The following is a 13,590-nucleotide window of genomic DNA, read 5'->3' as shown; positions in this document are numbered from 1 at the left end:
CGAGAACCGCCGCACCGGCCGCGTCCTCGAAGCCGACGCCATCGGCCCCAACCTCACCCGCGCGACCGCCGTCGTCACCACAACCACCCAGCGCGCACCCCGCCGCAGCGCCGCGGAGTAGAGCGCCCGCTCAGTTCTCGACGCGGAGCACGTAGAGGATGACGTGATCCTCCGGGATCGCTGCGCGCACTTCCGCGATCGCCGCGGCGCTCGTCGCCGCGTTGCTGCGCAACACCGTTGATGCCGATTCCGCGCGCGTCCGGTGTGCCAGCTCCCACATGCCTCCATCGTCGCATCCGACGCTGACACGACCCGCTCGAGTGTGGGGCCGGCGGCGCCGGCCCGTGAGGGGCGACCCCCTCACGCTCCCCGGTGTCCCGTTCCGGGGCGCGAGCTGCACTCGCGCAGCGGCGACGGAGCACCGCCAAGGGGAGGCCGCGATGCGGCCCGTTCCACCCGTTTTCTTCACCTCTCCGCGGTTTCAACCTATTTCGCTCCACCGGCTCCGTGCCACCGAGAGCGGACGCGCCCTGCGGGCTTATTTCGCCCGCTCTCGGCGTCACTGCGCCGCCTCCACTCAAACGGTTTTCCCCGCCGGAGAGGCAAAGAAAAACGATCAGCCAGAGGGAGCACCCACACCATGCAGACCACCACCGACTTGCAGACCACCGCGAAGACCTACCTCACCCTTGCCAACACCCGCGCGGTCGATATCCGTGTCGTGGGCACCGACCCCCAGACGACGCCCTCGGTGCACGTCACCCGCCGCACGTCCGGCGTCTGGGAGGCGTGGCACTCCGACCAGCTGCACGGCATCACCAGCGGCTCATTCCGCCACTGCGTCGCCCACGCCCGCCGCGCAGCGATCCGCCGCGTCGCCCCGTTCCTGAACCGCTGAGAGGACCACACCATGACCCGCACCGACACCGGCCGCGCCACGGCCGAACAGCTGGCCCTCATCCTCGACACCCGCCGCGCCGAGTCTGACGACGACGCGACCGCCACGGACGCCGAAATCCTCGCGCACATCCGCAACACGCTCACTCTTCCCGGCGAAGGAGCTCCGGGCGGATTCCCCGTCACCGACGACGGCACCGCCTACGCCGCCGCGCTGATCGCGTTCCTCACCCCCGCCGACAAGCAGGACACCGGCGCGGCACTGGCCGCTTTCCTCACCCCGACCCCGGAGACGCTGGACGAGCGTGCGGCACGCATCGAGCTGAACCGGCGCGCGGATGAGGGGTGGCAGGCGCTCTCCCCGGCGGAGCAGGCCGCGCAGATCGCGGCCGTCGAGCGGACGGAGAACCCCAGCGGGCCGTGCGACTGCGCCAACTGCTCCGAGCCCGCCGACCGGTAGCCGCGCGGCGCGGGCCGGCCTTCCGGGCCGGCCCGTGAGGGGCGACCCCCTCACACTCCCCGGTCTTCCCCGTTCCGGGGGCGCGAGCTGCGCACGCGCAGCGGTGACGGAGCACCGCCGGCGGGAGCCGCTACGCGGCCGGATTACCCGTTTTCTTCACCTCTCCGCGGTTTCAATCTATCTCGCTCCGTCGGCTACGTGCCGTCTCTCTCGGACGCGCCCTGCGGGCTTATTTCGCCCGAGAGAGCCGTCACTCCGCCGACTCCACTCAATTGATTTCATCCCGCCGGAGAGGCAAAGAAAAACGATCAGGAAGACGACAAAAGCCCCGTAGTTGGGTTAGAACCACGGGACTTGTCGCCTCAATGATCGCACACCGATCAAGGAGAAACCATCGTGACTATCACCACCGGAACCGGGACCGTTCAGCACATCGACCCGACCGTCCTCGTGATCGAGCAGAACGTCCGCACCAGCGCCCCGCTGACGAAGGACTTCATCGCGTCGATCCGCGAGAACGGCGTCATCACCCCGGTCCTCGCCCGCCGCGACGAGCACGGCAACGTCATCGTCCGCGCCGGACAGCGCCGCACCCTCGCCGCCCGCGAGGCCGGAGTGCCCACGATCCCGGTCTACGTCGTGGAGGGCGACGAGACAACCGCGGATCGGATCGTTCAGCAGATCATCGAGAACGACCAGCGCGCCGAGCTGAGCGTCGCGGACCGCACCGCCGCGTGGGCGCAGCTCGCGTTTGAGGGCGTGTCCGCTGCAGCGATCGCCAAGCGCACCGGCACCAAGACCGACGCGGTGAAGAAGGGCCTTGCGGTCGCGGAGTCCGCGACCGTCACGTCCGTTCTGCACGAGCACGAGCTGACCCTGGACCAGGCGGCGGTGCTGTTGGAGTTCGAGGACGACTCCGACGCCCGCGCGAACCTGATCGAGGTCGCCACCCACGACCCGGCCCAGTTCGAGCACACCGCGCAGACCCTCCGCGACGAGGCCGCGCACCAGGCGCTCCTCGCGGCGACCGCCGCCGAGTACATCGGCAACGGCTTCCAGATCCTCACCCGCTCCGACGCTTACGGCGACCAGGCGACGTGGACGCCGGTGCGGCAGCTGCGCGGCGAGGACGGGAAGAGCGTCACTCCCGAGCAGGTCGCCGCCGCTGCCGGCCGCGGAGTGCTCATCGGCACCAGCTGGCGGGGCGAGGTCGAGGTCACGCTCCTGGTCCAGGATCCCACCGCCGCCGGATTCACCTACGCCTACGGAGCCCCCGAGCAGCCGCAGACCGAGGAGGAAACCGAGGAGGAGGCCGCCGAGAAGTCCGCGGAGCGGAAGGTGCTCATCGCCAACAACAAGGCGTGGAACGCGGCCGAGAAGGTGCGCCGCGAGTGGATCGCGACGTTCCTCGCCCGCAAGACCCTCCCCAAGGACGCGGATCGCATCATCGCTCTCGGCCTCACCACCCACCGGTTCGCGGTGTCCTCCGGGATGACGGGCGGCAGCGATCTCGCGCACGCGCTGCTGCGCATCGAGCGCCCCTCCGGCTACCGCGCCGACGCCCTCGCAGCGCTGGTCGAGGCGAACCCCGCGAAGGCCCGCCTGGTCGCGCTGGCCGTCGTCCTCGGAGGGCAGGAGGCGCACACGAGTAAGGAGTCCTGGCGTCGCGGCGACGAGCGCACGGCCGAGCACTTCCGTCAGCTCGCGGCCTGGGGTTACGCGCTCTCCCCGGTCGAGCAGGTCGTCACCGGCGACAGCACCCCCGCCGACGCCGCGGGGCTCAGCTAGCCCCTCCGGCGGGACCGGCTCGCGCCGGTCCCCGCCCCTCCTCCTCTTCTCCCACTGCTGCACAGGAAGGCCCGACCATGACCACCACGACCACCGCACCCCGCCCCGCCCACCGCTTCGACCCGTACCAGGACGACCCGACGCTGCGCGCCGCCGAGGTCGCCGTCGACGCCGCGGCCGCGTCCGGCGACGCCGACGCGACCGCCACCGCAGCGCGAGCGCTGATCGTCGCCGCGGCCGCCTACGGCTGGCCCACCGCGACCGCCCTCGTCTTCACATACGAAACGACCGGCCCCATCGCCCACGTCTGGGGACTGTGGAAAGTCCTCGACGCCGACCGGCAGGTCCTGCGCGAATGGGACGAAGAGCCCGGCGACATGACGGACGAGTCCGAGGAGGAGCTGATCGCTCTCGACCTCATCAGCAACCGCCGCGCCACCCTCGACTACACCGACTTCCCAAAGCCCATCGGCTCGACGACCCTGATCCTCCACACGCTCACGCTCTGAGCGCCTGCGCCTGCGCGGGCCGACCCGAAACGGCCCGGCCCGCACGAGGGGGAGAACCCCCCTCGACCCCCCCCGCCACGCACCCGCATCATGCCTGTGCTCTCACCGGTGGCTAGGCTACGGACGCGAAAACCGCAGTGATGGCAGAGGGGCACCCTTCGTGACGACCGGACCGAAAGTGTCGATCGGAGCCGGAGTCGCTGGGCTCCTGGTCTTGATCTTCGAGCTCTACGGCCAGGTCAGAAACGGCACCGAGACCTGTTACGCCTGGTACGGCGTTCTCTTTCCCGGCGTGGAAACGGAGACCCTGGCAGGCGCTTCACTGTGGCCGCTCGGCCTCAGGTGCACTTATGAGCAATTGGGCTCCGGTGACGTACTCGCCGTAATCAACCCGAGCTGGTTCCTTACAGCGCTGCTGATCGTGTCGTTGGGGCTGATCATCGGCGGCCTCGTCTATGCCATCCGCTCCCACACCGCTCCGGCCAGATCTGACGCGTAACGTCCCGACCCCGACCGGGCCGGCCCACAGGGGAGGGAGAATCCCCTCGACCCCAGGGCCTCGCACCACAGCAGCACAGCCAGTGTCATGGCCGGATGCGACGATGGACGCGCTCGCACCCGTCGCGACCGCCGGCCGTCGCGCCTCATCAGACAGGACACCCACGATGAAGCTCTACCCCGACGTGATCAGCACCCTCCGCGCCCAGGAAATCGACCCTGACGAATGGGCGCGCGAGCACGGCTCGCCCTCCATCGCGGAGTGGGCCGGCGACGAATGCGGCTGCGCCGACGACCGCTGTATCGGCCACCACCACGACGAGCACGAGGACTGCGGCTGCTTCCCCGCGATGCTCGAGCAGCACTTCGCCCAGGAAGACGCTCGCGGCCACCGGACCCTCAAATGGCGCACCACTCCCGTCAGCGTCGTCGTCTCAGCAGAATCCGACCTGGAGGACTTCGGGCTCCTCGCCCTCGCTGACCAAGACCAGATCGACCTCTTCGCCAGCACCGACGTCGACACGGCGGCGATGACGCAAGAACACACCACCGCCGAAGAGACAGCCCGGATCGCAGCGTTCGCCGCCGAAATGTCCACCGCCGGCTCCCTGAGCACCGAGCAGTACGAGCAGCTCGGAGAGATCCACCACGCGGTCCTCAACCGCGCCAAGGACGCAGGCGACCCCCGGTACGACCTGTACCGCGCGACGGAACGGCTCTCCCGCGCCATCACCGAGGTCTGGGACCGCGACGTCGCCGCGTACCAGGATGCCTACCTCACCGTCGTCCGCGACACCCTCACCAGCCGGGGTCTCACGACCGGCATCAAGGTCGTCGGCTTCGCTGACCGAGACACCGGGATCTACGACGAAGACCTCGCGCACGACCTGCGCGACGTCGCCCTGCTCACCACGCCCCTGCCCGTCATCGGAGCCCCCAGGGAGGAGCGCAAGATGACGGTCGACGCGCTGCGCGCCGCCGGCCTCAGCTACATCGAGCGCGCCCGCGCCGTCGTGTCCGCCGAGGCTGCAGCCGAGTAGCGATCAGCGGCGGGGCCGCGGCTTGTACTTCTTCCCCGCCCGGATGTTCCGGTTCTCGATCACCCCGACCACCGTCAGGCCGGCGGCCACGGCGACGATCAGCACCCACCCGAGCACGTTGAACCACTCACCGGTGAACGCCGCGTAGGTCTGCTCGCCGGCGATTGCGAAGAGCATGAACGATAGCCCGAACCAGACCATGCCGTTGCTGATCAGCGCAGCACGTGCGAGCTTGGTCCGAGGCTTCGACATGCGCCCACCCTCCCACCGGATTCTGGGCGTGTCCACGGAGCCGAGGCGGTTCTAGGGTGAGCGCATGAGCACCCCGACGCCCCGCGAGTTGCTGGCCGTTCACGTCGCCACCGACCCCTCCGGGATCACCGCGACCTTCACTCTGGGCGACCCGCTCGAACTGCCACAGTCGGTGGGATGGTTGACCTACGCCATCGAGCTCACCGGCGCTGATGGCGCCACGGCGAAGCACTTCGGCGTCCGCCTCTCAGAGCAGGAGACGAAGGCGTTCGTCTTCGAGTTCGAGAGCGCCACCCAAGCCAACTACGACGCCACGCACGTCACGGACCGTGGCGCCTCGCTCGTCGCCCGGGTCCCGGACTCCTCACTCGGCGTCGACGCGATCGGCACAGTCACCGGATTCGCCACCATCGAGGGCGAGGACGTCGCCGCCGGCGTCGCCGTCCAGTTGCTTAGGTAGTGCGTGATGCCAGCCATCCGGCCCAGTGGCCCTATCGACGTGTATTCAGCGACGCAGGTCGGTAGCGCCATCCTTGCGATGGCACGCAGCGCGGAGACGATCGCAATGAACGCCTGGCAGAACCCGCCAGCGTCGGGCTTCGGGGCCGGACTCTACATCGACCGCTCCTACACCGCGGCGGTGAGCCAGATGTCGATCTCTGTGGCCAGCGGCCTCGATCACCTCCGCGCGCTGGGATATGCGCTCCAACAGGATGATCCGTTGACCACCTCCCTCGGAACGATCGCTCGTGGAGCGGTCGAAGCGTTGGGGCGAGCCTGGTGGATGCTTTCGAGTGACACGTCGCTTCAGTGCCGGCATCGAGCTGCGCTCCTTCTGGCGAAAGAGGGACAGGGGCTCTACAGCCGAGGCATCATGTCTCCGAACAGCGCCGGTGAGGACGGTCGGGCGCTGTTCGATGCCACTCTCCACTCGCAACTCGCAGAGACCACTGAGGGAGTAGCTGCAACGGAGATGCCGACGTTGCGCCAGTTCCTCAGCAGGACTCCGAGCTTCACCACGCTCGCATCGGAAGTCTTGGATGCGACAGGAATCGACGGGGCCGTGGCTTACTCACGTCTCTCCGGCATTGCTCACGGCGAGTCGCTGCACTTGATGGCTCGAGGCGTGTCCACGACTCCGACGACCGCCGGACTTGCGCAGACCTACGAGTGGGTCGCACAGGTAACGCGCTACCCCCTCGATGCCCTCCACGTCACCATCGAACTGCTCGTTCGGAGGTGGGGAACCGCGAGTGAGGCGGAAGAGTGGCAACGTATCCGCGATATATCCTTCGATCAGATTGGAGCCGTCCTCGATGCACGTTGAGTCGCCTGGCGCGACACTCTCCGCCAGACCGGACGACGAGACTCGCTCGACCTAATCCGGCCGGACCGAGGGTGGGCAGATGAGTCGTCGTTCTGTTGCACTCACACTCCTGCTGGCTGTCGTGGGCACCATGACCGCGTGCGCGCCAGGGCCCGTTGATCGCGCGCAGCTCACCCAGTGGCGCTCGGATCGTCAGGCTGACATCGACGCGGGAGGTCCTTTCCTCGCTGTGCTGTCGTCCGATTCGAGCGCGGGGCAGGAAGGGGATCGGCTGGAATCTGCCTTCGACCAACCGGTACTGCCCGGCGCCATCACCTTCGAATGCTTCGGGGATGGCACGGTCGAACTGCATCTCGACTCCGACTCCAAGACCGGCACGGTCACGACAGGCAAGACCACTGTCCAAACCGTGGACTGCGGCGACGGTCCGCTCGACATCGACCCAGCCTCCCTCGGCACCGACCCAATCGACCTCGTCGGCGCGGCTACAACTGGCGCCGATCGCGACACGGCATGGTTCCTGACCGTGCGTGAGGCGTAGAGCACGCACTGACGGCCCGCCGCTCATGTCGGCTCCTGCGGGGCAAGCTAGTTCGTCCCGTAGGGGGATCGTTCACCGGTCGCGTATCCAGCTACGGGCAGCGGTAGGTCTTCGCGAAGTCGGTTGCCGTGAACTGCCTTCCCTCGGTCATAGAGGTCAGTGACGGGCAGATGTCGTTGTTGTGCGCCGCCGCTACGAAGGGGGTCGCTGCTTGTGGGACGCAGCCGTAGTCCTGGTCGGGCTGGTCGAGGATTCGCAGCTGACCTGTCTCCCCGGCGGCGAGGTGAAGATCGGACCAGGAGCAGGACCAGGTGAGTGAGGCTCCGGTGTCGTTGGTGATGCTGACGTAGTGGGAAGGGCCATGCACTCCGAACAGCAGATCACCCACCCACAGAACCGCGGCCGCCACGACGGCTAGAGCTCCCAGCGCGATCGACAGTCTCACCAACCGTCGTTGGCGGGGTGGTGTCTGCCGGTCCGGCGAGAGTCTGCTCGGGTCCCAGCTGTCCAGGCGTTCAACCACGGCGTATCCACCCCTCGGCGCGACGTGAAGCGGCCTCGATCGCCGCCGAGCTCGTTACCTTGAGTTCTCCCACGAGAGAACAGTAGGCGTGACGCGGCTCTCACCACGAGGAGCTACCGACTCGCGACCGAGAGTGTCCTGTAAGGGGATCGATCCGCGGGACGCTTTCAGCGGACTGCTCGGAGGGGCTACTGCTCGTCTTTCCGGGCTGCTCGGCCGACGAAGTGCACGGACCGTCGAGCGTCGACGAGTTCGCGCTTCTCGAAGTGGCGAACGACGAAGGCTCCTGCGACGAACGAGTAGCCGATGCCCTCCGCGATTCGTGTGAGGACCGGGATGGTGCTGATGATCTGTTCGACGGTGGGTGATCCGTTGGCTTGGTAGGGGGCGATCCAGAACGGCACGATCGTGCCGAAGACGATGCCCAGGAGAATCCCGGCGACACCGATCCAGAACATGGAAGTGGACGAAAGTGCTCTGAGCATGGGATCCCCGGAATGTTCGGTGGGCGAGTCGAGAGGCGCCGCTGTCGGACGCGCCGTCCTCGCTCACGGCTGATCGGTCTGGTTACAAGCGCAGGTTGAGCGCGGCGAGGACGGTGACGAGGCCGGCCGCGACGACGACGACCGTCAGTGCAACGCGCCCCGCCGTACGGCGGAGAAGGCCGGTCATCGTGGCGGCGTCCGCCACGCGAGTCGCGATCACGAGGTCAGGAACGCCGGCCGGCGGTTGCGGTGGCGTCGTGGAGTCGTCTTCGCTGGCCGGGACGCTCACGGTCTGCTGAGCCGGCTCGATCCGATCGGGCAGCTTCTTGAAGCGGCCATCATTCGATTCGCCCACAGCGACCTCCCCAGCGGTCGCCGCATCGCGACCCTCCTTCGTGACTGTAGCCGTGCAACTCCATTGCGTCAGCGTGAGCGCGTAGCGGCCTGGAGCTGGAGACTGCTGCGGCGCACGTCTCCTCTCCACTCCTCGAGCGTCCACCGATCGGGTCCCGTAGAGGAACCTGCTGCTTCCCGAGCGCGCTGCTCGCTGCCATAGATTCCAACGACGTCGGTGGCGTCTGCCCAGAGGGCTGTCCTGAGGAGGAGGTAGTGCTCACCGTCACTGCTGTTCTTCACGCCTCGGATCCTCGTCGGTTCCGACGTCGTTCGGTCACCGTGGCGCGAGGTATCACAGTGCTGGCGCGCGTCCCGTATCGGGATCCTAAACCGGTCACCTATAGCGGCGTTTCTCGCGGCGTCGTTGCGCTCCTCAGCGCGTGTGTTCTCGCGGCACTGTGCGACTGGGCTACTCCGCGTCGTCGCTAGCAGTGTCGCCCCGGCCGCTTGCAAGAGGTCTGTAGCTGGGCAGAGGGGTGGAGCTCGCATCGAACCCCTCAGGGCGATCGTCTCCGTGATCCGCGGTCTCGCGGTCGGCTTCCATGCGCTGCCGCCGTGCCTGCTCCTCGGCCACGGCAAAATCGATGAGCCTCTTCGATCCGTACATACGACCACCTCATTCCTCGGAGTGGCGAGCGTATCGACCTCGGCTGGGGAAGGCGTCATCCCGGTACACACGACCGCTGCCCGCGGTTCCCGCCGCAGCCGACGTCGCCCGTGCCCCAGGTCGCTTACCGGCATTCGCTGCAGCGTGTTCCGTATGGGGATCGATCTGCGGGACGCTTTCAGCGGACCGCTCGGAGGGGCTTGGCGTCGTCGTCGCTTGCTGGTGATGCCGCCAGGGCCGACCGCAGGTCTTCTCGTGCTCGTTGGTAGCGGGTGCGTGCCGTGGACGCGGGGACGCCGAGGAGTTGTCCTGCTTCGGTGATGGAGAAGCCGTCCCAGTGGATGAGGCGGACGAGCTCGGCCTGTTCTGGCGCGAGCCTGGCGATCGCATCGCGCACGTCGACTCCTTCGTCGGCGGGGCGTCCTTCGGTAGGAGCGGTCGCCAGAACGCCGCGGAGCCGGCCGGAGAGGTCGGCTCGCCTGTTCTCAGTGCGGGTGCTGTTCGAGAGGACGTTCCGGGCGATGCCGAAAAGCCACATCCGCGACTCCTCCGCGGTGCGGGGAAGGGCGCCTACGCGGCGCCATGCGGTGAGCATGACGTCCGCGAGTGCGTCGGCGGCGTCCTCGAGAGGGAGGCGGCGTTGCAGGTACTTGAGCAGGTCAGGCGAGGCGACGCGCAGCGCCTCGGTGAGTCGCTCCGCCTCGTCGGTCTTCCTGCGGGTCACCAGGTCGCTCCGGGGCAGTGGGCCTCGCCCGCGATGCTGAGGTTCGCGGCGTCGACGTCGACGTTCTGCGCAGTGAGCTCGGCGTCGAGAGCGTTGCTGATGATGCGCCCGACGGCGGTCGAGTACTCCCGGTCGGCGTTGTAGAACTCGGTGCCGTAGCCGGCCGGCGTGCGGGATCCGTCAGCGTTGATGAAGGATCGGTCCTCGGTACGCAGCTGCGCGATGGTCTCCTGGAGTGCCCCGTCGCTGAGGAGGGCGTCTATGTCGGTCGTCTGGTAGAAGTTATCGACCACGGCGACGGCCGCCGGATCGGTTCCTTGAACGTCTCCCATGCGCTCCTCACACTGAACACCGCTGGGCAGCGAATAGGTGATCGAGGCGTCCGGCGTCTCCGCCCACGGCGACCACGCGCCCGTCGCCGCGGCGGCCGCGGTCGCCATGCCACCGAGCAGTACCAGCGACGCCACTCCGGCGACCGCAGGACGCGCCCAGCGGTGACGGTTGACGCGGGCCTCTGCCGCCGCGAGCTGCTGAAGCTCGGCCAGCTCGACAGCGACGTCGTTCGTCACTGTCGATGTGCGGGGGCTGGACTCATCCAGCAGGACGTCCAGGGGGTCTCGGTCAGGGGCGGCAGTCATGACGGGCTCCTTCGAAAGCGGGTTCATCCTGTACATGTCCACCCGACCCGCAAACGTCTGCCGCAGCATGAAACCGGCTCGCCGCCCTCGTCGCGGTGCCAGCGCCGACGCCGGACGTCAGGTCGCGAGGGAAGAGGCGAGTTCGGCGGGCGCTCCTGCGGAGCGGGGCTGCCACGACTCGAAGACGCCGTAGGCGATGATCCGCTCCGCGGTCGACAGCAGCGGATTGCAGCTCGTCATCGTGATCAGACGATCCGTCGGAACGACGTCGCTCGTCCAGGGGACCGGATCGATGACCTGCACTTCGGAGGGCTGCACGTATTCGAGGTTCCGGAACCGATAGGTGTACCAGCCGTCGGCGGTCTCGATGTAGATCGCGTCACCTAGTTGCAGCTCATCGATGAGGTGCATTCCTCCGCCGGCGGCGGAGCGGTGCGCCGCGATCGCGAAGTTCCCCATTTCGCCGGGCATCTGCGTTCCCGGGTAGTGGCCGATGCTGCCCACGTCGAGCACGTTCTCCGCGTCGACGCCCTCAGCGATCGTGCGCACCCACCCCTCGCCGTACCGGGGGATGTAGAGGTTGCCGAACGTGGTGTCCAGAGCTGCGACCGGCGCGATCACCGGGTCACCGGGGACGGCCGGCTCAGCGGTCGGCTCGGACGGCGCCTCCGCGGACGGCGCGTCATCGCCCCAGCTCTGGCGCAGCTCGGCCGCTTGATCTTCCTGCCGCCCTGCGATCACCGCATCGTTCCACCACAGCTGCCAGGCGAGGAACAGCAGAACGAGCACCCCTACGGTCATCAGCAGCTCACCCAAGACGCCGAAGAAGGACAGGCGGCGACGAGCCGGACGACGTCGGCGCCGCGACACGTCCACGGATGACGAAGCAGTCATGCGCAGGAGTCTAGGTGTGCCGCTCTCACCCGCATCGCTGCTGGAGATCGTTCACCGAACGAGCGATCGCCCTGGTGAAGCTAGCTGCGCGGAGAGGCGTCGTTGTGCCAGTACGCGGCAATTGCCGAGGTTCGCCGCACTACCGCGTCCGCCGAGGCAGGCGCCGGCCACAGATACAGCGCGTACCGGTCAGGCGCCGGATGCGCTTCGTCGGCGACATCTTGTCGCCGGCCCTCTTCCATGCCGGAAGCGCACCACCGGGCCCGATAGGCGGACGCCGTGAGCTGGAACGACGCGGCGGAGTCCCCAGACCATCCGCTAAGCACCGCATCCGGTCCTTCGGGCTGGAAGCTCGCCTCGACGATCTCCTCCCACAAGCCGAGCTCAGGCGCTGTGTCCAACGTGCTGACTCGAACCTGTACGTACCCGGTGTGGATACCTGTCCGCATGAAGAGGGCGCCGGGCAAGCTCGCTCCGCACAGCCCATTCTCTTGTCCGTCGAACGCATCACGAGGATCCTCAACCGACGCAGCGCCGGTTGTGAGTTGCAGCTGGGAGTAGTGCGTCCACACGGTTCCATCGAAGACGACTGGCATAACAGCCATCCTCCTCGACGTTCCCAGCGTCGCGTCCCATATGGGGATCGCTGGCCGGGCGTCCGGGAGGATCAGCGCATGTTGCCGGATGTCGAGCTTGCCGCAGCGCTCGAGGCTGTCGGGGTGCGGCGGCGGTGCTCGACGTCGACGTTGGGTAGCTTCGGGACATGGATGAAGCCACTGAGCCGTCCGCGCGTGGGTAGCGTATCGATCTCAACGAGCCGCCGAGGCTTCTGTGCAGTGAAGCGGAGGCAGCGCTCGTGCGCGCGTCGGAGGAGAGTGCACTTCTTCGCAGCCAGCCCTCGGGATCCAGTGGGAGGGAGAGGGTCGTTTCTGCTGCGCGCTCCGCTGTTCTTCTCGGTGCCAACGAGGACGAGCTCGCCGTGGCGATGGGGTTCACGCTCGAGGCTGTTCGGTCGATGCTCCGCGACGCTTGAACTAGGCCCGGGCCGTCCCGTATGGGATCCGCTCGCGCTTGCGCCACGCCTCGAGGAACGTCAACGACACCACGTCCTCCGCCTCCCCAGGAGTCGGAGCGAGCCCGAGCGCGTGCCGGCGGACGCGGTCGCGGTGCCGGTCGAAGATGCGACCGAACGCCTCACCCTCACCCGCTACGACGCGAGCCCAGTCCTGCTCATCAGTGACGCTCATACCAAGAAGTGTCCGCAGCGCTGCAAATCGCTGCACCCTTGGCCAAGTCCCCTCGAGTGCGAAGACTTGTGCCGTCCCGTAGGGGGATCGTTCAGCGGTTCACGCGATTCGCCGCCGTCGGAACGATCGGCAGCTTCTTCGCGCGAAGGGTGGTGGCGAGGAGCCGGCCGAGGAGGGAGGCGATGCCTGCCGTGACTGCGTATTCCGTGATGAGGCCCGCGGAGGAGGGCCAGGTCGCGTTTCCCGACGCGAGTACCAGTGCGGTGGAGGCGGCGGCGCCGATCACGAGTCCCAGACCCAGGAACGCGGCCGCCTGCCCGACACGCGGGAAGCGGCGTGTCCGCCGGTCGAGCCAGAGACTCGAGGGAAGCCACAGGAGTGCGCCCGCGACAGTGAACGCAGCTGCCGTGCCCGCGATGAGCCCTGCTGCGGACCCGCCCGATACATCCCAGCTGCCCGCTGTTCGCAGCAGCGCGAGGACCGCAACGGCCGGCCACGCCAGAATCCCCCATGCCAGTTCTCGTGTTTCCATGAGCATCATGGTCCGGCACGTCGGTGAACACGCCATGAATCAGAACGTTCAGCACTCCACGATCATGTGTTCCGTAAGGGGATCGTTGAGCGGCAGAGGGGGCGCTGCGCTATGTCGTCGCTCGGTCTTCCGGCGACTCGGTGATGAGCTCCTGCTTGCGTTCGGCTCTGAGCGCGACGACGGTTCCCGCGAGAGCGAGTGCGGCGGCTGCGGTGAAGAGGGCGGTGGCGTC

20 protein-coding genes are annotated in these 13,590 nt (G+C 67.9%); 9 read left to right on the top strand and 11 right to left on the bottom strand.

Annotated features, from left to right (window positions below):
- Positions 1-130: 130 nt before the first annotated feature.
- Positions 131-280 (bottom strand): hypothetical protein, encoded by a 150-nt coding sequence (locus C5B92_RS17465; RefSeq protein WP_181028874.1) that lies wholly within the window; start codon positions 278-280, stop codon positions 131-133.
- 360 nt (positions 281-640) lie between these two features.
- Between C5B92_RS17465 and C5B92_RS16330 the strand changes: the two genes are divergently transcribed.
- From C5B92_RS16330 to C5B92_RS17460, 6 genes are all read left to right on the top strand, one after another.
- Entirely contained in the window at positions 641-898 is a 258-nt protein-coding gene (locus tag C5B92_RS16330; protein ID WP_104258316.1) for a hypothetical protein, read from the top strand.
- Positions 899-910: 12 nt separating this feature from the next.
- On the top strand, positions 911-1,357 hold the full coding sequence (locus tag C5B92_RS16325) for a hypothetical protein (RefSeq protein ID WP_104258317.1): 447 nt from the start codon (positions 911-913) through the stop codon (positions 1,355-1,357).
- 396 nt (positions 1,358-1,753) lie between these two features.
- The gene (locus tag C5B92_RS16320) at positions 1,754-3,145 is read left to right on the top strand and encodes a ParB/RepB/Spo0J family partition protein (protein WP_181028872.1); all 1,392 of its coding nucleotides are present in this window, start codon (positions 1,754-1,756) and stop codon (positions 3,143-3,145) included.
- 77 nt (positions 3,146-3,222) lie between these two features.
- Positions 3,223-3,654: a hypothetical protein gene (locus C5B92_RS16315; RefSeq protein ID WP_104258302.1), complete on the top strand. Its 432-nt coding sequence runs from the start codon at positions 3,223-3,225 to the stop codon at positions 3,652-3,654.
- Positions 3,655-3,868: 214 nt separating this feature from the next.
- Positions 3,869-4,153 carry a hypothetical protein gene (locus tag C5B92_RS16310; RefSeq protein ID WP_146082987.1) on the top strand — a complete coding sequence of 95 codons (285 nt, stop codon included), beginning with the start codon at positions 3,869-3,871 and terminating at the stop codon, positions 4,151-4,153.
- Between the two features lie 166 nt (positions 4,154-4,319).
- Complete coding sequence (locus C5B92_RS17460) at positions 4,320-5,192, top strand: hypothetical protein (RefSeq protein WP_181027282.1); 873 nt, start codon at positions 4,320-4,322, stop codon at positions 5,190-5,192.
- 3 nt (positions 5,193-5,195) lie between these two features.
- On the opposite strand, the gene C5B92_RS16295 is transcribed toward C5B92_RS17460, so the two are convergent.
- The gene (locus C5B92_RS16295) at positions 5,196-5,444 is read right to left on the bottom strand and encodes a hypothetical protein (protein WP_104248327.1); all 249 of its coding nucleotides are present in this window, start codon (positions 5,442-5,444) and stop codon (positions 5,196-5,198) included.
- A 64-nt stretch (positions 5,445-5,508) separates the two neighbouring features.
- On the opposite strand from C5B92_RS16295, the gene C5B92_RS16290 reads away from it, so the two are divergent.
- From C5B92_RS16290 to C5B92_RS16280, 3 genes are all read left to right on the top strand, one after another.
- A complete protein-coding gene (locus tag C5B92_RS16290; protein ID WP_104248326.1) occupies positions 5,509-5,904 on the top strand; it encodes a hypothetical protein in 396 nt (131 codons plus the stop codon).
- A 105-nt stretch (positions 5,905-6,009) separates the two neighbouring features.
- Positions 6,010-6,771: a hypothetical protein gene (locus C5B92_RS16285; protein WP_104248325.1), complete on the top strand. Its 762-nt coding sequence runs from the start codon at positions 6,010-6,012 to the stop codon at positions 6,769-6,771.
- A 121-nt stretch (positions 6,772-6,892) separates the two neighbouring features.
- Positions 6,893-7,312 (top strand): hypothetical protein, encoded by a 420-nt coding sequence (locus tag C5B92_RS16280; RefSeq protein WP_146079379.1) that lies wholly within the window; start codon positions 6,893-6,895, stop codon positions 7,310-7,312.
- Between the two features lie 91 nt (positions 7,313-7,403).
- Here the strand turns inward: C5B92_RS16280 and C5B92_RS16275 are convergent, their stop codons facing one another.
- The 9 genes from C5B92_RS16275 to C5B92_RS17085 all read right to left on the bottom strand — a co-directional run bounded on the left by C5B92_RS16275 (position 7,404) and on the right by C5B92_RS17085 (position 13,367).
- Positions 7,404-7,679, bottom strand: a complete 276-nt coding sequence (locus tag C5B92_RS16275; RefSeq protein ID WP_146078503.1) for a hypothetical protein — start codon at positions 7,677-7,679, stop codon at positions 7,404-7,406.
- Between the two features lie 344 nt (positions 7,680-8,023).
- On the bottom strand, positions 8,024-8,293 hold the full coding sequence (locus tag C5B92_RS16270) for a hypothetical protein (protein WP_104224259.1): 270 nt from the start codon (positions 8,291-8,293) through the stop codon (positions 8,024-8,026).
- A gap of 109 nt (positions 8,294-8,402) precedes the next feature.
- Entirely contained in the window at positions 8,403-8,675 is a 273-nt protein-coding gene (locus C5B92_RS16265) for a hypothetical protein (protein WP_104227086.1), read from the bottom strand.
- Positions 8,676-9,501: 826 nt separating this feature from the next.
- Positions 9,502-10,047 carry an RNA polymerase sigma factor gene (locus C5B92_RS16255; protein WP_104248323.1) on the bottom strand — a complete coding sequence of 182 codons (546 nt, stop codon included), beginning with the start codon at positions 10,045-10,047 and terminating at the stop codon, positions 9,502-9,504.
- Positions 10,044-10,685, bottom strand: a complete 642-nt coding sequence (locus C5B92_RS16250) for a hypothetical protein (protein ID WP_146079378.1) — start codon at positions 10,683-10,685, stop codon at positions 10,044-10,046. Before C5B92_RS16250 ends, C5B92_RS16255 begins: the two co-directional genes overlap by 4 nt.
- A gap of 117 nt (positions 10,686-10,802) precedes the next feature.
- Positions 10,803-11,579, bottom strand: coding sequence for a class E sortase (locus tag C5B92_RS16245; protein WP_104234404.1), 777 nt, complete (start codon positions 11,577-11,579; stop codon positions 10,803-10,805).
- 80 nt (positions 11,580-11,659) lie between these two features.
- Positions 11,660-12,175, bottom strand: a complete 516-nt coding sequence (locus C5B92_RS16240; protein WP_104234405.1) for a hypothetical protein — start codon at positions 12,173-12,175, stop codon at positions 11,660-11,662.
- Between the two features lie 438 nt (positions 12,176-12,613).
- Positions 12,614-12,826, bottom strand: coding sequence for a sigma factor (locus tag C5B92_RS16235; protein WP_104234406.1), 213 nt, complete (start codon positions 12,824-12,826; stop codon positions 12,614-12,616).
- Between the two features lie 91 nt (positions 12,827-12,917).
- Positions 12,918-13,367, bottom strand: a complete 450-nt coding sequence (locus tag C5B92_RS17085; RefSeq protein ID WP_146079377.1) for a hypothetical protein — start codon at positions 13,365-13,367, stop codon at positions 12,918-12,920.
- Positions 13,368-13,590: the final 223 nt, after the last annotated feature.

The sequence above is a fragment of the Rathayibacter sp. AY1A4 genome (assembly GCF_002930955.1).
In the GTDB taxonomy this organism is placed as follows: Bacteria; Actinomycetota; Actinomycetes; order Actinomycetales; family Microbacteriaceae; genus Rathayibacter.
This window is presented reverse-complemented; position numbering and strand designations above follow the sequence as displayed.